Origin of the sequence: Variovorax sp. efr-133-TYG-130, assembly GCF_030208835.1 — a bacterium.
GTDB lineage: Bacteria > Pseudomonadota > Gammaproteobacteria > Burkholderiales > Burkholderiaceae_C > Variovorax.
In genome coordinates this window covers 283,702-301,613 of sequence record NZ_JARVTD010000004.1, presented here as the reverse complement: position 1 = coordinate 301,613, position 17,912 = coordinate 283,702, and the positions used below count along the sequence as shown (strand labels likewise).

The 17,912-nt window shown below is 67.6% G+C and carries 24 protein-coding genes; 15 read left to right on the top strand and 9 right to left on the bottom strand.

Annotated elements, in window-relative coordinates; genetic code table 11:
• Positions 1 to 32: 32 nt before the first annotated feature.
• Positions 33 to 650, bottom strand: coding sequence for a hypothetical protein (locus QRN67_RS07875; protein ID WP_285411351.1), 618 nt, complete (start codon positions 648 to 650; stop codon positions 33 to 35).
• Between the two features lie 48 nt (positions 651 to 698).
• Entirely contained in the window at positions 699 to 1,157 is a 459-nt protein-coding gene (locus QRN67_RS07870; protein WP_285411350.1) for a universal stress protein, read from the bottom strand.
• 221 nt (positions 1,158 to 1,378) lie between these two features.
• Between QRN67_RS07870 and QRN67_RS07865 the strand changes: the two genes are divergently transcribed.
• Positions 1,379 to 1,678 (top strand): universal stress protein, encoded by a 300-nt coding sequence (locus QRN67_RS07865; RefSeq protein WP_285411349.1) that lies wholly within the window; start codon positions 1,379 to 1,381, stop codon positions 1,676 to 1,678.
• 29 nt (positions 1,679 to 1,707) lie between these two features.
• Here the strand turns inward: QRN67_RS07865 and QRN67_RS07860 are convergent, their stop codons facing one another.
• From QRN67_RS07860 to QRN67_RS07850, 3 genes are read right to left on the bottom strand one after another with little or no spacing between them, the layout of a single operon-like run.
• Positions 1,708 to 2,145 carry a YeeE/YedE family protein gene (locus QRN67_RS07860; RefSeq protein ID WP_285411348.1) on the bottom strand — a complete coding sequence of 146 codons (438 nt, stop codon included), beginning with the start codon at positions 2,143 to 2,145 and terminating at the stop codon, positions 1,708 to 1,710.
• Positions 2,146 to 2,155: 10 nt separating this feature from the next.
• Positions 2,156 to 2,590 carry a YeeE/YedE family protein gene (locus QRN67_RS07855; protein ID WP_285411347.1) on the bottom strand — a complete coding sequence of 145 codons (435 nt, stop codon included), beginning with the start codon at positions 2,588 to 2,590 and terminating at the stop codon, positions 2,156 to 2,158.
• The gene (locus QRN67_RS07850; RefSeq protein WP_285411346.1) at positions 2,590 to 2,916 is read right to left on the bottom strand and encodes an ArsR/SmtB family transcription factor; all 327 of its coding nucleotides are present in this window, start codon (positions 2,914 to 2,916) and stop codon (positions 2,590 to 2,592) included. Before QRN67_RS07850 ends, QRN67_RS07855 begins: the two co-directional genes overlap by 1 nt.
• 86 nt (positions 2,917 to 3,002) lie before the next feature.
• Between QRN67_RS07850 and QRN67_RS07845 the strand changes: the two genes are divergently transcribed.
• The 11 genes from QRN67_RS07845 (at position 3,003) to QRN67_RS07795 (ending at position 12,631) form a co-directional block, all read left to right on the top strand.
• The gene (locus QRN67_RS07845) at positions 3,003 to 3,878 is read left to right on the top strand and encodes an MBL fold metallo-hydrolase (RefSeq protein WP_285411345.1); all 876 of its coding nucleotides are present in this window, start codon (positions 3,003 to 3,005) and stop codon (positions 3,876 to 3,878) included.
• A 63-nt stretch (positions 3,879 to 3,941) separates the two neighbouring features.
• A complete protein-coding gene (locus QRN67_RS07840) occupies positions 3,942 to 5,126 on the top strand; it encodes a DesA family fatty acid desaturase (RefSeq protein WP_285411344.1) in 1,185 nt (394 codons plus the stop codon).
• A gap of 327 nt (positions 5,127 to 5,453) precedes the next feature.
• On the top strand, positions 5,454 to 5,720 hold the full coding sequence (locus QRN67_RS07835; protein ID WP_285411343.1) for a hypothetical protein: 267 nt from the start codon (positions 5,454 to 5,456) through the stop codon (positions 5,718 to 5,720).
• A 58-nt stretch (positions 5,721 to 5,778) separates the two neighbouring features.
• A complete protein-coding gene (locus tag QRN67_RS07830) occupies positions 5,779 to 6,816 on the top strand; it encodes a zinc-dependent alcohol dehydrogenase family protein (RefSeq protein ID WP_285411342.1) in 1,038 nt (345 codons plus the stop codon).
• A gap of 57 nt (positions 6,817 to 6,873) precedes the next feature.
• Positions 6,874 to 7,254, top strand: coding sequence for a hypothetical protein (locus QRN67_RS07825; RefSeq protein ID WP_285411341.1), 381 nt, complete (start codon positions 6,874 to 6,876; stop codon positions 7,252 to 7,254).
• Positions 7,255 to 7,456: 202 nt separating this feature from the next.
• Complete coding sequence (locus QRN67_RS07820; RefSeq protein WP_285411340.1) at positions 7,457 to 7,912, top strand: hypothetical protein; 456 nt, start codon at positions 7,457 to 7,459, stop codon at positions 7,910 to 7,912.
• Positions 7,913 to 7,991: 79 nt separating this feature from the next.
• Entirely contained in the window at positions 7,992 to 8,780 is a 789-nt protein-coding gene (locus tag QRN67_RS07815; protein ID WP_285411339.1) for a hypothetical protein, read from the top strand.
• Positions 8,781 to 8,791: 11 nt separating this feature from the next.
• The gene (locus QRN67_RS07810) at positions 8,792 to 9,349 is read left to right on the top strand and encodes a cytochrome b (protein ID WP_285411338.1); all 558 of its coding nucleotides are present in this window, start codon (positions 8,792 to 8,794) and stop codon (positions 9,347 to 9,349) included.
• 13 nt (positions 9,350 to 9,362) lie between these two features.
• Positions 9,363 to 10,070: a VIT1/CCC1 transporter family protein gene (locus QRN67_RS07805; protein WP_081267715.1), complete on the top strand. Its 708-nt coding sequence runs from the start codon at positions 9,363 to 9,365 to the stop codon at positions 10,068 to 10,070.
• A 146-nt stretch (positions 10,071 to 10,216) separates the two neighbouring features.
• Complete coding sequence (locus tag QRN67_RS07800) at positions 10,217 to 11,059, top strand: universal stress protein (protein ID WP_285411337.1); 843 nt, start codon at positions 10,217 to 10,219, stop codon at positions 11,057 to 11,059.
• Positions 11,060 to 11,107: 48 nt separating this feature from the next.
• A complete protein-coding gene (locus QRN67_RS07795) occupies positions 11,108 to 12,631 on the top strand; it encodes a bifunctional aminoglycoside phosphotransferase/ATP-binding protein (RefSeq protein WP_285411336.1) in 1,524 nt (507 codons plus the stop codon).
• Positions 12,632 to 12,638: 7 nt separating this feature from the next.
• Here QRN67_RS07795 and QRN67_RS07790 read toward each other — a convergent pair whose 3' ends face one another.
• A complete protein-coding gene (locus QRN67_RS07790) occupies positions 12,639 to 13,145 on the bottom strand; it encodes a universal stress protein (protein WP_285411335.1) in 507 nt (168 codons plus the stop codon).
• Positions 13,146 to 13,311: 166 nt separating this feature from the next.
• Here QRN67_RS07790 and QRN67_RS07785 point away from each other — a divergent pair, with 166 nt between their 5' ends.
• The 3 genes from QRN67_RS07785 (at position 13,312) to QRN67_RS07775 (ending at position 15,342) form a co-directional block, all read left to right on the top strand.
• Positions 13,312 to 13,896, top strand: a complete 585-nt coding sequence (locus QRN67_RS07785) for a hemerythrin domain-containing protein (RefSeq protein WP_081267712.1) — start codon at positions 13,312 to 13,314, stop codon at positions 13,894 to 13,896.
• A gap of 74 nt (positions 13,897 to 13,970) precedes the next feature.
• Positions 13,971 to 14,714 (top strand): Crp/Fnr family transcriptional regulator, encoded by a 744-nt coding sequence (locus tag QRN67_RS07780; RefSeq protein WP_285411334.1) that lies wholly within the window; start codon positions 13,971 to 13,973, stop codon positions 14,712 to 14,714.
• A gap of 76 nt (positions 14,715 to 14,790) precedes the next feature.
• Positions 14,791 to 15,342: a hypothetical protein gene (locus tag QRN67_RS07775; protein WP_285411333.1), complete on the top strand. Its 552-nt coding sequence runs from the start codon at positions 14,791 to 14,793 to the stop codon at positions 15,340 to 15,342.
• Positions 15,343 to 15,358: 16 nt separating this feature from the next.
• On the opposite strand, the gene QRN67_RS07770 is transcribed toward QRN67_RS07775, so the two are convergent.
• Genes QRN67_RS07770 through QRN67_RS07760 form a run of 3 tightly spaced genes read right to left on the bottom strand, consistent with a single transcriptional unit; the run spans position 15,359 to position 17,781 of the window.
• Positions 15,359 to 15,733 (bottom strand): TraR/DksA family transcriptional regulator, encoded by a 375-nt coding sequence (locus tag QRN67_RS07770; RefSeq protein ID WP_285411332.1) that lies wholly within the window; start codon positions 15,731 to 15,733, stop codon positions 15,359 to 15,361.
• A gap of 56 nt (positions 15,734 to 15,789) precedes the next feature.
• Positions 15,790 to 17,250: a trypsin-like peptidase domain-containing protein gene (locus QRN67_RS07765; protein WP_285411331.1), complete on the bottom strand. Its 1,461-nt coding sequence runs from the start codon at positions 17,248 to 17,250 to the stop codon at positions 15,790 to 15,792.
• Between the two features lie 3 nt (positions 17,251 to 17,253).
• A complete protein-coding gene (locus QRN67_RS07760; protein WP_285411330.1) occupies positions 17,254 to 17,781 on the bottom strand; it encodes a flavodoxin family protein in 528 nt (175 codons plus the stop codon).
• Between the last annotated feature and the right edge of the window lie 131 nt (positions 17,782 to 17,912).

The following is a 17,912-nucleotide window of genomic DNA, read 5'->3' as shown; positions in this document are numbered from 1 at the left end:
GCGATCCTTTCGGAAAAAGCAGGCGAACGAGTTCAGGTCTTGTCGGCACCCGCGGGGCGGGTGGCACGCTTCATGGCTTCGAGCGTGCGGGCAGAGGCGTCCGCAGCGGCCTTGGCGGCGGCGCGGGTGGCTTCCTCCGCCTTGTCGAGCGCCTCGCGCGCCGCACGCGCTGCCTTCTCGGCCTCTTCCTTGCTCGCCTGCGCGGAGCGTGCGACCGACTCCTCGGCCCTGGCAAGCGCTTCACTGGTCGCGGCGGCGGCCTTGCGGCCTTCTTCCTGGGCGGCGCGCGCGGCGTCCTTGCTTTCATCGAGCGCGCGAGCGCTCGCAGCGGCGGTTTTTTCCTCCACCCGGGTGGCGGCCTGCGCGGCCTTTTGCGCGGCGCGGCGGATGCCCTCGGCCACGGCACGCGACACCTTGCCCGCACCGACCTTGCCTTTCTCTGCCGCGTCCCTGGCGGCGTCGGCGGCCTTGCGGGCCGCCCGTTCCGCATCCTGTGCGGCCCTGTGGGCGGCATCACGGGTCTTTTTCTGCATCGCGCTTTCGGGCGGAGTCAGCTGGGCGGGGGCCGTGTAGTCGGCTGCGAAAGCCGTGGCGCTGAGCGCGATGGCGATCGGCGCCAGCAAGGTGCGAAGCGGGTGGGTGCTTGTCATGGGGGTCTCGCTTGAATGAAGGTTGGAGGGGAGCGGTCCGGGGAATGCTCAATCGGCCGCTTCCATGCGCACCAGCAGCACCGGCACGGCACTGCCCCTGACGACGCGCTCCGCGTCGCTGCCCAGCGCCAGCCGGCCCAGGCCACGGCGGCCATGGGTGCCCATCACGATCAGGTCGCAGGCGGTCTTGGCGGCCTCGTCGATCACGGCATCGGCCACGCGGCCCTGCGTGATCTCGCGCAGTACGGTCTGCGCCTGCACATCGGCCGCCGTGGCCTCCGACAAGGCTTTCGTCAGCACCGATTTGCCGTACTGGCGCATCTGCTGCATGCCGGCCTCGAAGCTGGAGATCGTCGACAGCTCCACGAGCATCGGGAAATCGTCGATGACATGCAGCAGGCGCAGCTTGCTCCCGAGCGCGGAAGCCAGGCGGATGGCCTCCCGCAGGCCGCGGTCGGCCGTGGGGCTGCCGTCCACCGGGACCAGGATGTGCGCGTACAGGGACATGGCGTTCTCTCCTTGGGGCCGCATGGAACACTTGCCTGCCGCCGGCCCTGGCGCGACGGGCAGGTGCATTCTTCGGCCGCGCGGACAAAGCGGGCTTGCGCCACGTCAACATCGCTCGAACTCACCGGCGGCTTGATGCGCGTCAAGCGGGCACGAAAGGGTGCGCGACACAGTGGATGCACACCGATTCGATCCGATCGGAGCCACGACTGGAGCCCGCCATGTATTCACGCATTCTTGTTCCCCTGGACGGCAGTCCCACCTCGCTGGCAGGGCTGGACGAGGCCATCCGCCTGGCCCGGATAGAGGGATCGACGCTGCGGCTGCTGCACGTCGTGGACGAACTGAAGTACGCCTGGAGCTTCGACAGCCTCGCGGGCTGCGGCAGCGATCTGATCCCGCTGATGCAGAAGGCCGGCGAACAGATCCTGCGCAGCGCCCCGGTACCCGTGCTGCTGGTGCATGCGCCGCGCGCGGGAGCCGTCGCACCGGCGACCTCCCGCGTCGCGGCCAAGGCCTGAGCCGTCGCAAGCCACCGGGGCAGCCCGTTTCAGGTGCTGTGCGATCCTGTCTGCCGCACCCGACGCTCGAGCAGTTCGAAGATGCCCATGCCGGCCAGCATCGCGGCCACGAAGACCAGGGCCTTGGGCTCGCCCATTCCGAGGGCGACAAGCCCGGGCCCGGGGCAGAAGCCGGCAACGCCCCAGCCCACGCCGAAGAGCAGGCTGCCCAGGACAAGGCGGCGATCGATGCGCCGCGCGGAGGGCACGCGCATCTGCGCGCCCAGGATCGACAGCGTGCGGCGCCGGGCCGCCAGGAAGCCGACCATGGCGACGGCGATGGCACCGGCCATCACGAAGGCGAGCGAGGGATCCCATGCGCCGGCCAGGTCGAGAAAGCCCAGCACCTTGGCCGGATTGGCCATCCCGGAGACGATCAGCCCGAGGCCGAAGACCAGCCCGGCGAGCAACGAAGCGAGAGCGATCATGGCAATCTCCTCAGGCGCCGAACAGATGGCGCACCACGAACACCGTCGCAAAGCCGGCGCCCATGAACGCCACCGTGGCCACGAGCGAGCGAGGCGACAGGCGGGACAGGCCGCAGACCCCGTGGCCGCTGGTGCAGCCCGCCCCGTATCGGGTGCCCACGCCCACCAGCAGTCCGGCCAGGATCAAAGCGCCGTAGTCCGCATCGATGCGAACACTCGGCAGCGCCGCGAAAAGCAGATAGACGCACGGCGCGCCGACCAGTCCGAGCAAGAAGGCGACACGCCAGGCGACGTCGCCACGGGACGGCCTGAGCAGGCCGCCAAGCACGCCGCTGATACCGGCGATGCGCCCGTTCAGAAGCACGAACATCGCCGCGGCGAGGCCGATGAGAGCGCCCCCGGCGAGCGCGGCGAGCGGCGTGAAATGGGCCCAGTCGATGGACATCATTCCTCCTTGGGACAGTAGAGGCGGTAGAGAACCGCGAGGATTTCCAGCATCGCCGGGTCGGCCACGCTGTAGAAGATGTTCTTGCCCTCGCGACGTGTGTCGACCACGCCGTCGTTGCGCAGCACGCCCAGCTGCTGCGACAGCGTGGGCTGGTGGATGCCCAGCTTCTGCTCCAGGTCGCTCACGCACATCTCGCCCTGGGACAGCTGGCACAGCAGCAGCAGGCGGTGTTCGTTGGCCAGGAGCTTGAGCGCTGCGACCGCACGGCCGGCGGCACCGCGCAGCGCTTCGGGGTCGATGGTCATGGGGGAGGAGGAATTCATGGCTTTCCGACTTCGCTTTCTGCCGATATATTATATTTAAATATATATTGTTTTCGACCCCACCGGACATCCATGGATGGAGCCCCATGACAACCCGCACGACGACCCAAGGTTTCTTCGATCCCGCGACATGGACGATTTCCTATGTCGTGTGGGAACACGCAACGAGGCACGCCGCCGTCATCGACCCGGTGCTGGACTACGACTTCAAGTCCGGGCACACGCGCACGGTGTCGGCCGACAGGCTGCTCGCCCACGTCAGGGACCACGGCCTGCAGGTCGACTGGATCCTGGAGACCCATGCACACGCCGATCACCTGTCCGGCGCCCGCCACGTCCAGGCGCAGGTGGGAGGACGAATCGCCATCGGCGAGCACATCCGTGTCGTCCAGTCGACTTTCAAGAAGCTCTTCAACTTCGAGCAGGGGTTCTTGCCGGACGGCAGCCAGTTCGATCACCTGTTCCAGGACGGCGAGGTCTTCAGGATCGGCGAGGTCGAGATCACCGCGCTGGCGGTGCCGGGCCACACGCCGGCCGACATGGCGTATCTGGTGGACGGTGCCGTCTTCGTCGGCGACACGCTTTTCATGCCCGATGTCGGCAGCGCCCGCGCCGACTTTCCCGGCGGTGACGCCCGGCAGCTCCACGCGTCGATGCGCAGGCTGCTGGACCTGCCGCCCGACACCGTCATGTACGTCTGCCACGACTACCCGCCCGCGTCGCGGCAGGCCTGCTGGCACACCACGGTGGCGAAGCAGCGCGCGCACAACATCCATGTGCGCGACGGCATCGGTGTCGACGAGTTCGTGGCGATGCGCACGGCCCGCGATGCGACTCTGGAGGTGCCGACGCTCATTCTTCCGTCGATCCAGGTGAATGTGCGCGGCGGGCGCTTTCCTCCCGCCGACGACAACGGCGTCTCCTACCTTCGCATCCCATTGAATGCACTGCCGCTGCCTTGACCTGCGTCAAGGTCCCGGCCGGGCGCGGTCCGCAGAATGCTGCGCACTGTCCATGAGGTACGAATGCAATCCTTACTCTATTCCGGCGTGTTTGATCTTCCCTGGTGGGGTGCGGTGCTGGTCGCGCTGGCGCTCACCCACGTCACCATCGCGTCGGTCACCATCTTCCTGCACCGCCATCAGGCGCATCGCGCGCTCGAACTGCACCCCGTGGCCAGCCATTTCTTCCGCTTCTGGCTGTGGCTGACCACCGGCATGGTGACCAAGGAGTGGGCCGCCGTGCACCGCAAGCACCACGCCAAGTGCGAGACCCCCGAAGACCCGCACAGTCCGCAGGTGTACGGCCTCAACCGGGTGCTGTGGGGCGGAGTGTTCCTCTACGTGCGCGAGGCGGCGCATGCCGAAACGCTGGAGCGCTATGGGCACGGCACGCCCGACGACTGGATCGAACGGCGCCTCTATTCGAGATACAAGATCCTCGGCATCGTGCTGATGGGCGTAGTGGACATGGCGCTGTTCGGCGCGGTGCCGGGCGGCCTGATCCTGCTCACGCAGATCGCGTGGATCCCGTTCTGGGCGGCCGGCGTGGTCAACGGCATCGGCCACTACTGGGGCTACCGCAACTGGCCGGCGACGGACGCCAGCACCAACATCTCGCCGATCGGCATCCTGATCGGCGGGGAGGAACTGCACAACAACCACCATGCCTTTCCTTCCTCGGCCAAGCTGTCGAGCAAGTGGTTCGAGTTCGACATCGGCTGGCTCTACATCCGCGTGCTGCAGGCCCTGGGCCTGGCGAAGGTGAAACATGTGGCGCCGAGCCCGCGCCTCGTGGCGCCCAAGGCCGACATCGACCTTGCCACCGTGCAGGCCGTCATTCGCTGCCACTACGACGTGCTGTCGAACTACACGCGCTCGCTGAAGAAGGCCTGCGTCGCCGAACTCGAGCGCCTGCGCCGCATGTCGCCAGAGGCCGCGCGCGCACTGAAGACGGTCAAGCCGCTGCTCGGCAAGGACCATGGGGTGCTGGGCCCGTCACGGCAACAGCAGGTGATGCAGGCGTTGAGCGCATCGCAGGTGCTGGCCACGATGTATGCGATGCGCGGGGAGTTGACCGCCTTGTGGAGCCGATCCGCAGCCACCGGCGAACAGCTCGCAAGGCAACTGCAGGACTGGTGCCAGCGCGCCGAGGCGAGCGGCATCGCCCCCCTGGCGGACTTCTCCCGACGCCTGCGCTCCTATGCCTGAACGAAGCGGCCTGTGCGCCGCGCTGGCACTGGCCGGCTGTGGCAGCCGGTCCATGCGTGCGTCCGCGGGCGGCATGCTGGTCGGCTCGCTGGCTGGCGCGACCCCCGGCAGTGTGGCTGCCAGGGCCATGGACGACAGCGACCGTCGCCGCGCGTCGAGCGCGCTGGAAACCTTGCCATTCGCGAGCGCGTACTGGGCCGAGCCCCGAGCTTGCGCTTGATGCAGCGCAACGCACCGGCTCGGCGAGATGCCTACGATCAGTGCCTGGCTCGGGCCGCCGCCGGATCGCTCACGTTCCGGCAGGCACGCTCCATGGAGGCATCCACCATGTTTGAAACACTCTATCGGCTGTCCCTTGCAAGGTTTCCGGTCGACGTGGCGGACCGGCGGCAGATCGAGAACCTCAGGAAGCTCGAGGCCGCGGGGTACGTTCGCGCCTTCATTCCGCCTCCGCATGTCGATTGCGACGACTGCATGCGCCAGGATCCGGCGACCGTTCTCGGCATCACGCCGCAGGGGTGGTCGATCCTCGGACGCGGTTCGAATTCGGAAAACTCGCGCAGGCGAGGCCGCGGTCTGATCGACGGCCCGTGAACGGCTTTCCTTGCGCTATCTCAAGGAATGCGCGCTCGGAAGCACCTAACGTCGGGCCATGAAAGCACTCGTATACCAAGGCCCCGGCCTCAAGTCGCTCGAAGACCGTCCCAAGCCGCAGATCCAGGCAGCGGGCGACGCCATCGTGCGGATCCTCAAGACGACCATCTGCGGCACCGACCTGCACATCCTCAAGGGTGACGTGGCGACCTGCACGCCGGGCCGCATCCTCGGGCACGAGGGGGTGGGTGTCGTGGAAGCCGTCGGCGACGGCGTGACGGCCTTCCATCCGGGCGATCACGTGCTGATCTCGTGCATCTCGTCGTGCGGCAAGTGCGAGTACTGCCGGCGCGGCATGTATTCGCACTGCGCCACCGGCGGCTGGATCCTGGGCAATACCATCGACGGCACGCAGGCCGAGTACGTGCGCATCCCGCATGCGGACACCAGCCTCTATCCGATACCGCCGGGCGCGGACGAGGAGGCGCTGGTGATGCTCAGCGACATCCTGCCGACCGGCTTCGAGTGCGGCGTGCTCAACGGCAAGGTCGCGCCCGGCAGCACGGTGGCGATCGTGGGGGCGGGCCCGATCGGGCTGGCCACGCTGCTCACCGCCCGGTTCTATTCGCCTTCGCAGCTCATCCTGATCGACCTGGACGACGGCCGTCTCGAGGTCGCGCGCCGCTTCGGCGCGACGCAAACGATCAACAGCGCCGACGGCATGGCGGCCAAGGCCGTGCTCGCGCTCACGGGCGGGCGTGGCGTCGACGTGTCGATCGAGGCGGTTGGCATACCGGCCACCTTCGTGCTTTGCCAGGACATCGTGGCGCCCGGCGGCACCATCGCGAATATCGGTGTTCACGGGCATCCGGCGGAACTCCATCTGGAGCGGCTGTGGTCGCAGAACATCGCGATCACCACGCGGCTGGTCGACACGGTGTCGACACCGATGCTGCTGAAGACGGTGCAGTCGCGCAAGGTGGATCCGAAGTTGCTGATCACCCACAGGTTCAGGCTCGACCAGGTCCTGGAGGCCTACGACACCTTCGGTCGCGCGGCCGAGACGCATGCGCTGAAAGTGATCATCGAGGCGTAGGCCCTCGCGGCTGCCGGACGGTCTTTGCCTTCCACTTTTTTTCCAGCGGGTTCCTCCATGTCGCTTTTCCATGCCGTCGCCTGGGTCGATCACCACTCGGCGCAAATCCTCCAGTTCGACGCTTCTCAGGTCATCGCGCAGCAGGTCAGGGCGCATGTCCACTACACGCGCCAGCATGGCAGCAGTGTTCGCAGCGAGCATGAATTCTTCGGCGAGGTATGCGATGCGATGGCGGGGATCACCGAAGTGCTCGTCGCCGGCTCCTACACCGCACAGGCCGATTTCCGCCACTACGTCGAGAAGCATCGCCCCGAGGTGGCGGGTCGCATCGTCGGATGGGAGACGGTGGGGCATCTGGGCAACGGCGAACTCGTGGCCCTGGTGCGGCGCTACTTCTCGGTGCATGCTGGCATGGCAACGCCGATGAAGGCCGGATGAGGCCGTCCGCCAAGGAGGACGTCGCTGCTGGTGGTGCTGGTGGGAGGTAGTAAGAAGACTGATTCTCTTTGGCATCCCGGGCACATTGCGGCGCGCTTCTTTGCGCCTGCGCTCAACCTGCTTACCCTTGGCGCATTCGGGCTTGTGCACCCGGACCATCCTGTCCTGGCACAGCCGCCTTCTGACCAGGGCTCGAGATCGCATGAAACTGCAGCCGCATCGGCATCTGCGCCAACGCCCGGAATCCACCGTGTGGTGGCTGCTGTTCGCCATGATGCTGGTTGCCCTGCAGCCTTTCATTGCCATCCATTTCCGCGATGACGGCTGGGAGGACGAACCCGGCTTTCGCATACGCGCGGTCAGTGCCACCGTCCAGTTCGAGCCCGACGAGCGGCCCGGCCACGTGGCCAGCCCCGAGACCACGGTGTTCGTGCCCTCGGGCGCCAGCATCGACCAGCCCGGTGCATTCCATGACGGGCTGGCCGGCCTCATGGCCCTGGTCCTGGCCTTGCTGCCGTTGATCGTGCGCCTGCCCGTGCCCCGGCCGCTGTCCTCGCGCGGCCCGAACGGGCGTCCGCATGCACGTTGCCGGGCGCCTCCGCCCACCGCCATATGGCGCCGCCTTCCGCCCAAGACCGCACCTCCTGCGTCGACCTGAGCAGCGACGTCGCCACGCGATGTCGACCCTGCTGCGCGCGCTCGCGCAGCGATCTTGTTCAGTGTCGAGAGGTTCTATCGTGAATTCATCTTCAAGCCGCGCGCGCGTCCATCCCGCCATCGGCATCCTGTTTCTTGCCGGCGCAATGTCCGTAGCGCCGCCGGCCTCGGCCGCCCCCGAGGAAATCCAGGTCTATCTCGACGACATGAGTGCGCCGGGGCAATTCGGTGTCGATGTCCACAACAACTACGTCTTCTCCGGCGCGTCCACGCCGGGCTACGCTGGCGAACAGCCGCCGCGGCATGTCTACCGCCTCACGCCGGAGTTCTACTACGGCGTCAGCGAGACGCTGGAACTCGGGCTCTACGTGCTCTCGAGCCGCGCCCCCAATGCCGATCCCAAGGTGGATGGCGCCAAGGTCCGCATCAAATACATCGCACCGCACGACAAGACGCAGGGCATGTTCTGGGGCGCGAACCTGGAGATCGGCGAGACCAGCCTTCGCGTATCTCTCACCGCATGGAACGCCGAGCTCAAGGGCATTCTTGGATACCGCACAGGCCCCTGGACGCTGGCGGTGAATCCGAACATCGACTGGAGCCTGGCGCGGCACGGCGGGCCCATCACGCTCGACCTGGACGCCAGGATCGCCTATGCCCTGGACGACAAGACCCAGATCGGCCTGGAAACCTACAACGAACTCGGTGCGCTCTCGCATCTCGATGCGCTGCGCAAGAACAGCAAGACGCTGTTCGTGGCGCTGGACCACGAATTCGATCGCTTCGACGTGAACGTCGGCATCGGCAAGGGCCTGACCAGCGAGGCCGACCGCTGGCTGCTGAACTTCATCGTCGGTACGCACTTTTGAAGGCGCTCGAAATGCCCTGGAAAAATTCGACCTCCCGCTACGGCACTCCCATCATCGTTCTGCATTGGGCGATGTTGCTGCTGCTTGCCGCTGTCTATGCCTGCATGGAACTGCGCGGGCTTGCGCCCAGGGGCAGTGACCTGCGCGGCGCCTTGAAACCTCTGCATTTCCTGCTGGGCCTGTGTGTGTTGGCGCTGGTGGCCGCGCGGATCGCCGTGCGCTGGAGCACGGGGGCGGCGCCCGAGATCGCGCCGGCACCGCCGGCATGGCAGCGCAGGCTGTCGCAGCTCATGCACCTGGCGCTGTACGCCTTCATGATCGCCACGCCCTTGCTGGGCTGGCTCACGCTCAGCGCCGAGGGCAAGCCCATCGTGCTGTTCGGCCTGTCCGTGCCTTCGCTGCTGGGGGCAAACGACACCCTGTCGAAGCAGCTCAAGGACGTGCACGAGACGCTGGCCACGGCCGGCTATTTCCTCATCGGGCTGCATGCCGCCGCGGCGCTGGCCCATCACTACCTCACGCACGACAACACGCTCGCTCGCATGCTGCCCGGGCGCTCTTCACGCTGACTGCCAATCTCACATGAAATCATTCCACTACCGCGCGCACGCCGAGCGTCATCGCACCGAACACATAGGCTGGCTGCGCGCCGCCGTGCTGGGCGCCAACGACGGCATCATCTCCACCGCCAGCCTTGTCGTGGGCGTCACCGCCGCCCACGCCAGCCACGAGGCCATCCTGACGACCGCCATCGCGGGGCTGGTCGCGGGCGCGATGTCGATGGCCGCCGGCGAGTTCGTGTCGGTGCATTCGCAGGCCGACACCGAGAAGGCCGACCTCGAGCGCGAGCGCATCGAACTCGCCACGGAGCCGGACGCGGAGCACCGGGAGCTCACGGCGATCTACGTGCGGCGCGGTCTCGAGTACAAGCTCGCGCAGCAGGTCGCCGCGCAGCTCATGGCCCACGACGCGCTCGGGGCGCACGCGCGTGACGAACTCGGCATCTCGGAAACGCTCAGCGCACGGCCGTTGCAGGCCGCGCTGGCCTCGGCGGCGAGTTTTTCCGTGGGCGCCGCGCTGCCCCTGGTGGTGGTCGCCTGTGCGCCTTCCGGCGCGCTCCTGCCCTGGACCGTGTGCACCGCGATCGCATTCCTCGCCTTGCTGGGGGCTGCGGCCGCCAGGATCGGGGGCACGCCGATCGCGCGAAGCGTCTGGCGCGTGGCCTTCTGGGGCACGCTGGCCATGGGAGTCACCGCCGGCGTGGGAGCCCTGTTCGGCGTGCAGGCGTGAGCCTCGCGGCTTCGCGGCCGCGCGAGCCGCAACCGAGATGACGCCGGCTTGATCGTCGTCAATGCCGCGTTGCTCTCACGGCATGAACATCAGCCCTGCCGTCCATCCACTGCGCCGCTTGCGGTGCGCCATCCCGCGGGGCACGCATGAATTACAAGACCATCCTCGTTCACCTGGATCACTCGCTCAGGAGTCCCGTGCGCGCCGCCATGGCCGCCCGTTGGGCGCGGGCGCACGAGAGCCATCTTGTCGGGCTCCTGCCTTCGGGGCTGTACGACGGCATCATTCCCGCCGGTGCCATCGCCACCGGCATGACCGACTACATCGCGGAATCGAGCGACTATCTGCGGCGGCGCGCCGAGGCCGTCGCCCGGGAATTCAGGACGGACATAGCCAGATCGGGACCGCTGTCGTACGAGGTGCGCATGGTCGACGATGTGGCGGCCGACGCCGTGGTGCGGTACGGACGCGCGAGCGACCTGGTCGTGCTCGGTCAAAGCGACGCCCCGAACCGGGGCGACACCACGACCCGCGGGTTGGCCGAGGACGTGCTGATAGAGGTGGGGCGGCCGGTGCTGGTCGTGCCTTCGGCCGGTGTCTTCGAGGGCCGCCCAAGGACCATCGTCGCGGCGTGGGACGGTTCGCGCGAATCCGCCGTCGCGCTTCGCTCGGCGTTGCCGGCGCTGCGCCAGGCGGCGCGCGTCACGCTCATTTCGCTGCGCCATCCGCATGACGAAGACAACACGCAACGGCTGCTGCTGCCGGACATGATCCAGTTCCTGCTGCGCCACGGCGTGCAGGCGCATGCCGAATCCGAGGTGACCGAGATCGACATCGCCGATGCGCTCCTGTCGCGGCTCTCGGACCTGGGTGCCGACCTGCTCGTGATGGGCGGCTACGGTCATTCGCGCCTGCGCGAGCGAGTGCTGGGTGGCGTGACGCGGCAGATACTCGCGCAGATGACCGTGCCCGTCCTCATCGCGCATTGAACCGCCCGGCGTGGGCCTGCCGGCGCAGTTGCAGCGAGAATTCGCGCCATGGACACCACGCTGGTCGATGCGCTGCGGGAAACGCTCCGGCGGGAAACCGGTGAGCCGGTAGCGCTCGTGGAGACGCACATCTCCTGGGTGCTGCTGACTGCGACGCTGGCCTGCAAGCTGAAGAAGCCGGTTCGCCTGCCGTTCCTGGACTTCGGCAGCGTCGAAGCCCGCAAGCATTTCTGCGAGGAAGAGCTTCGCCTGAACCGGCGCTTCGCCCCCTCGCTGTACATCGACGTGGCGCCGGTCTGCGGCACGCGCACGTCGCCGCGGATCGGGGGCGATGGCACGCCGATCGACCACGTGGTCCGGATGCGGCGCTTTCCCGAGTCGTCGCTGTTGCGCAACCTGCTGCCGACCCGGGAGTTCCGACCCGAATGGCTCGACGACTTTGCGGAGCGGCTCGCGGGTCTGCATGAGGCTGCCCCGCGGATGGCAGGGGTGTCCGAATTCGGCAGTCCCGAGCTGATCACGCGCGCGGCCACCGACATCCTCGACGCCTTGCAGGCGCAGGGCGAGGACCCCCGCCTCGTGGCGCTGCGCGCGTGGATCGGCGAGCAGGCACAGGCATTGCGCATGGCTTGGATCGTGCGTCAGCAGAGTGGTGCGGTGCGCGAATGCCACGGCGACCTGCACATGGCGAATGTCGTCCTTGTCGACGGCGCGCTCACGCCCTTCGACTGCATCGAGTTCGACCCGGCATTGAGAAGCATCGACGTCGTGAACGACATCGCCTTCCTCACCATGGACCTGACGGCCCACGGGCGCCCCGATCTGGCCTACCGCTTTCTGGACGCATGGCTGGAGCACAGCGGTGACTACCAAGGCCTGCAGGTGCTGCGCTTCTACGAGGTCTATCGTGCGCTGGTGCGTGCCATGGCCTGCGGCCTCCTTCCCCAGGGGGCCGATCGCGGAGTGCGGCCCGACTATCTGGCGTGCGCGGCGCAGCCGGCCGCGCGGCCGCCGGAGGATGCCCGGCTGCTGATCACGCACGGTTTCTCGGGCTCGGGCAAATCCAGCGTCGCCCTGCAACTGCTATGCGCCGCGGGGGCTGTACGCGTGCGCTCGGATGTGGAACGCAAGCGGCTGCACGGACTGGCACCACTGGCGCGCTCCGCCGACCTCGGGCTCGACATCTACGGCGAGCAGGCAACGCGGCTCACCTTCGACAGGCTGCGCGCCTGCGCGCGCGGTGCACTGCTGGCAGGCTACCCGGTGATCGTCGATGCGGCCTTTCTCCGCCGTGCGGAACGCCGCAGCTTCGATACGCTGGCCGCGGAGCTGCACGTGCCCTTCGCGATCCTCGATTGCCGCGCCGCGCACGCCACGCTGCGCCGCCGTGTGGCCGAGCGCGACGCGGCGCGCCTGGACGCATCGGAAGCCGGCCTGCCGGTGCTGCAGCGCCAACTGGAAAACCACGAGTCGCTGGAGCCCGGCGAGCAGGCGCTGACCATCGAAGTCTCCACGGAAGGCACCGTGGACGTTGCACAGGTCGAAGCGCGTTGGCGCGCGACGGCCCGCTGACGACGAATCACTGGCTGGCAAGCATCCCGCTCGGCAACGTGAAGTGCTCGGACTCGGCCTTCGCGCTCTCGGGCGCGCGGATCAGCAACACCGGCACCGGCGACATGCGCAGGATGTGTTCCGCGCTGCTGCCCATGACCCAGCGGCCGATTCCACGCCGGCCGTGCGTACCGATCACGATCAGATCGGCCTTCGACGACACCGCTTCGGCGATCACCTGGTCATGCACGGCGCCCCTGAAGCTGTCGAGTAGCACGGCGTCGGACGCGACACTTGCCGCGGCGGCTTCGGCGCGCGCGTCCTCGAGCAGCTTCCTGGCATCCTTGCGCAGTTCCTCGAGCCAGTTGCCGGCATAGCCGGAATAGGCATCCATGGCCAGTGCGAACGACAGCTCGTCGATGACGTGGACGAGGCGCAGGCGCCCGCCGGTGAGCTTCGCCAGGCGGATGGCTTCGGCCAGGCCCCGGGCGGACGTGGAACTGCCGTCGATGGGAACAAGAATTTTCTGGTACATGGCAAGACTCCGATGGGCTGATGGGATCGGCCCAGTATCCGGACGAAGTTGCCGCGCGGATTGACATTGATCAAGCGCGAGGCTCGCCCAGGGCCCGTCCTTGATCTGGAGCAACCCCGCGCACTGCCGAACGCGCGACCCTGCGGGCATGCACAGGAAGCCCCCCATGATCCACGCCACCACCCGCATCATTCGCCAGGAGCATGCCGCGCTTGCGGCCATGCTTCGCTCCATCGTCATGCTGCTCGAGCAGCACCGCAAGAAAGGCACACTGCCCGATTTCGCGGCACTGCGGGCCATGCTCTTCTACGTCGACGAGTTTCCCGAGAAGCGGCATCACCGCAAGGAAACCGACCTGCTTTTCCCCAAGCTGCGCGCCAGGACGCCGATGTCGCGCGAGCTGATGGACCGGCTCGACAGCGACCATGCCTGGGGCGAGCGCCGGATCCGCAACGTCGAGCATGCGCTGCTGGCGTTCGAGATGCTGGGCGAGCCGCGGCGCGAGGCCTTCGAAAGCGCGGTGAACGACTATGTGGACTTCTACCTGAACCACATGGCCCTGGAGGAGCGGGAGATCCTGCCCCTGGCCGAGCGCGTGCTGACCGAGAACGACTGGCGCGACCTGGACGAGGCCTTCTCGCAGAACCGGGACCCGCTGACCGGGCACGTGGCGGATCTCGAATACAACGCGCTCTTCACGCGCATCGTGAACATCGTGCCTGCGCCCATCGGCCTGGGGCCGGAGCTCTAGGGCCTGTATGTGCGCGTGCGCCTGACGCTGAAAATCCCATATCCGGGTGATTGATGTTCAGGCGGAGGCCCTCCATGATGCGCGCCATGTACCTGAATCCCCTGACTGCCGGCCTGCCGGCCGCAGAGCGCGAGGCGCTCATCAAGTGCAGTGAACTTCGCGAATACAAGCGCAACGAAACCTTGCTGGACGTGGGAGAGTCGACCGATCAGGTCTATTACGTTGCAAGCGGCCTGCTGCGGGTCGTCACGCCGGCACGCGACGATGGCTTCGATGTGACGACCGAATTCGTCGCACGCCAGGACTTCTTCTTCGACCTGTCGATCCGGGAGGACAGCTACCTCTCCAAGCACAAGCTGGTCGCCGCGCTTCCCTCGGCGGTCTACTTCGTGCCGATAGCCGCGATGCGCGACGTTTGCGCACGGCACCCCGAGGTGGTCTTCGGTCTGCTGGGGCTGGCAATGAAGCGCACGAGCATGTTGCGCACCCAGATGCGCCGCATCTCCTCGCTGCCGCCCGAAGCCGTGGTGCACCGCGTCCTGCACCAGCTCACGGATCTGGCGCCTTCTTCCGGCACCGGCGGCTTCGACAAGCGGATTTCGCAGTCGGTGATCGCGTCCTACGCGGGCCTTTCGAGAGAGGTGGTCAACAAGACCATGCGCGACATGGAGAGCCGGGGCCTCGTGCGCCGGGACAACGAGGCGGTCTACGTGACCGGCGAGGCGGCGGTGACCGATTTCGGCGTGCTGATGGACGGGGCAGCCTTGGCATCGTCCGCGAGCCGCGCGTCGACACCACCGGGCGGCCACAAGCACTAGGCGAATCGCCATTCGGGCCAGGGGCGGGGCGTCCGGCCGTTGGCGCCGCGTCTGCGGGGTGCACTCACCCCGCGCCTTGACCAGCGTCAAGGCGGCACGGGCAAGTGTCCCTACGCTATGGACAACGCGCCTTGCAACCCCACCGGAGCCGCCCATGCCAAACAGAGTCGTCGATTTTTCCGCCCGGTCCGAAGTCATTCGGGCCGAACCTTTCAACGCGCATTTCTGGGCCTGCACGCCCGCCGAGTTCCGCGCCTATCTGGGACGGCCGCGCGAATTCCTGCGCAGGCTCGGCATCGTGGTGCCACGCGAGTGCCGCATCGAGACGACGATCGAGAACCACGGCTGGCTCGAAGACGAGGCCCCCGATTTCGAGAACGACAGCGCGAGCAGGAACGACACGGTCATCTGCAACCTGGGCTGCGGCGGCGCCAACCGCTCCGTATACCGCGTCGTGAGCTACGCGCGAGACGAAGCCGCGACAGGCAATGTCAAGAAGTCGTTGCTCCATGGCGCCGGCCGCCAGCAGGTCGCGGACGAAGTGCATGCGCCCGACGGAAAGAAAAAGGACAAGAAGACAAAGTCAGCGAAGAAGGCGAAGGATCGCCGCAAGGACGATCACGAATGAGCGCGGCCTTGCGCCTTCAGGTCCGATGCCGCGCCTCGGCCGCCGTCTGGCATGCAGTGCAGCGAACGGCGGTGGGCTGCGCGAGCAATCGCGCGCGCGGAATTTCCACGCCGCAGTCCTCGCAGATGCCGTAGCGTCCGTCCTCCATGCGCGCGAGCGCCCGCTCGATCTCTTCGAGCCTGGCGTAGTCGACCTCCACCTCGGCCATGTACACGTCTGCGGCACGCTCCGCTTCGGCCTCGTCGGCATGTGTCTTCACTTCGTGCGCGTCCTCGGCGGGCATGAGGTGCGCCGAAGGCGCCGATGCACGGAGTTCCTCGAGCACCTGCTCCTTCAGCAGGTCGAGTTGCTGGCGAATCGCGAGGCGATCGCTTGCGTCCAGATGTCTCATGGTGTGTCCTTGCAGAAAAGTGAAGAGAAGACCGCCGAGATTCCGCTTGGGCCGGGTCAGGGGCGCCCGCGCGATGCCGGCATGCGCACCGCCAGGTAAGCGAGCCGCCGGTCGCGCAGCACCAGCAGCGCGACCATGCCCCCGGCAGGCTGCTGCGACAGGCCTTGCCTGAAATCTTCCAGACGATGGAGCTTCACGGTGTTCAGCGCGACGATCACGTCGCCCCCGCGAATGCCTTCGCTGCGTGCAATGCCGTCCGCCTCCCTCACGATCAGGCCGCTGTCGATGCGCAGCTGCAGCCGCTGCGCAGGCGAGAGATCACCCAGGCTCAGGCCCAATCCGTCGTTCCATTCGGGTGCCGCGCTCGTGAGGGATGTCTCCGGCGTCCCGGGCTGCGCCGCCAGGGACACCTGGAGCAGGCGGCTCTTGCCGTTGCGCCACACCTCCAGCTGCATGCGGCTGCCCGGCTTGCGTTGCGCGATCTGCTGCGGCAGGTCGATGACATGCGCCAGAGGCTTGCCGTCGAACTCCAGCACTGCATCTCCCTGGGCGAGGCCGGACGCGTCCGCGGGGCTGCCTTTCTCGACCCGCACCACCAGCGCGCCTGTGGTCGCAGGCAGGCCGAAGGACTGGGCCAGCGCTGGCGTCACCTCCTGGAACTCGGCGCCCAGATAGGCACGCCGTACCATGCCATGCGCGCGCAACTGCTGCGCAACCTGCATCGCCAGGTTGATCGGCACCGCGAAGGACAGGCCCATGTAGCCGCCGCTGCCGCTGTAGATCAGCGAGTTGATGCCGACCACTTCGCCCCGGCTGTTGAGCAGAGGGCTGCCCGAGCTGCCCGGATTGATGGCGACATCGGTCTGGATGAAGGGAATCTCGCCTGCGCCGCCCATGACGCGTTCCACGGCGCTGACGACACCGGCCGTGACGCTGCCGTGGAACCCGAAGGGCGAGCTGATCGCGGCGACCCAGTCGCCAGCGGCCAGCGACGCGGAGTCCCCGATCACGGCCACGGGCAACGCGTGCGCATCGATCTTCAGGAGCCCGACGTCGGTGCGCTTGTCGACGCCGACCACCTTCGCCGTGAAGCGGCGCCCGTCATCCAGCTGGACCTGTGCCTCGTCGATGTTCGCGACCACGTGGGCGCTGGTGAGAATCAGCCCGTCGCTGCCGATGATCAGGCCCGAGGCGAGGTCGCGGATCTGGCTGATCCGGGCGCTCGTCGGCAGCGGCCAGGCCAGGCGATCGGCGAAGTCGCGCTCCGGGGCGATTTCGAGTTCGATGTCTTGCGAGTTCTCGTCGCGCCCGACGCGCAGCGTGCTGATGTCGACCACCCACGCCCTGCGACTGGCCACGAGGGACGCGAAATCGAGAACGGCCGGCGCGGTGGCAGGGCTTGCCGCTGTCGCGGTCGACGCATGGGGCTGCGCCACCGTCGGCCCGCTCGTGCAGGCACTCAGGAAACAGCCGCAGGCCAGCAGGGCCGCCGTGCGGATGGCGCCGGGCGAGCGCATGCGTCAGACCGCCTGGGGCGACAAGGTGGCGGGGCGCACCACGGCGCGCGAATCCTCCGCGCTCTGCACCGCGGTGCCGAATGCCTGCAGCCGGGCGGCACAACTGCCGTCGTCGACCTCGTGCATGGTGAATGCGGTGCTCAGGATGGGCGCGCGGCCGAGCCGCTTGCCGACTTCGGCCACGGCGTTGGGGGCACCGCGTCCGCCCATGACGGAGATCAGTGCCACGTCGGGCAGGCGGGCACCCTTGCGGTCCACGAACGTGCGCATCGGGACGGCCAGCCGGAGGCCCCAGATCGGCGAGACCAGCACCACAGCCTTGTAGTCGCCGGGCGGCGGCCCGTCGTAGCGGATGGCGGGCATCCGCCGGAAGAACGAGTCGATCAGGCAGCGCCAGTTGCCGAGTGCGCCGCTTCTCGGGTGCAGGTCGTGGATTTCGGCCATCTCCCAGCCCTGCTGGCTGCAAAGAAGCTGGGCAAGACGGCGGCAGGTGCCGGTGTAGGAATAGACGATCACGAGGACGTTGTTCATGCTGGCCTCTGCTGCTGCATTCATGGAGGGCAATTTAGGCCTCGCGGCCCGTGGCCGGCTTGATGTGGCGCAAGGCGGTGCGAAGGCGTCGCGGCGACCATCCGGCCATCGGGAATGTCCCCGTCGAAAGA